A 599-nucleotide genomic window follows, 5' to 3' on the forward strand; every position below is an offset into this window, starting at 1 on the left:
TCTACTTCTTGGTTGTAATACCTATCGCTATGGAAAGTCTTTGTCGTCATCGTATCTAGGACATTTTGCGTCATCGTGTTTCTGCGCAGGCTAGATAGCACCAAAGCACGATACACAGATGCACCATAGCTAGACGCCACATCTGCGACTATGCTAAAGCCTTGTTTATCTGCGCTCTCTTTGATAGCTTGCCCTGGAGCTGCTTTGACTTGTAGGCTACTTAGCCCTTTTACTACACTTGTGCCATTATTAAGAATAATATCCTCATACTTATAGACTTCATTGACTACGATATTATCCCCAGCAGAGACATAGATGGAGTTGTTTGCCACGCCGATGCCTTTGCCTGTTGTGCTATTGTATTGTTGTGCACCATCGCCACTACCTACATAGATATGCGCTCCCTGTGCGGTGCTAGATTTCCAAGCACTAGCAGAGCCATCTAGCACGATAGACGCACTATTTATGATTAGGTTATTATTGATAGTAAGCCCACTAAAATCCGTAACAAGCCCGCTACCTGGTGTATTTCTATCACCTATGCTTATCGTGCCTACGGTGCCAGAGAGTTTGTTGCCTATGGTTGCACCACCATTTAT

Annotated in this window: 1 protein-coding gene; it reads right to left on the bottom strand. The window is 44.4% G+C overall.

Going from position 1 to position 599, the window contains the following annotated elements; genetic code table 11:
• Positions 1–599, bottom strand: a 599-nt coding sequence (locus ACWIUO_RS13825; RefSeq protein ID WP_454178465.1) for a hypothetical protein, incomplete at both ends; no start/stop codon positions are given.

Source organism: Helicobacter sp. T3_23-1056 (assembly GCF_053654535.1).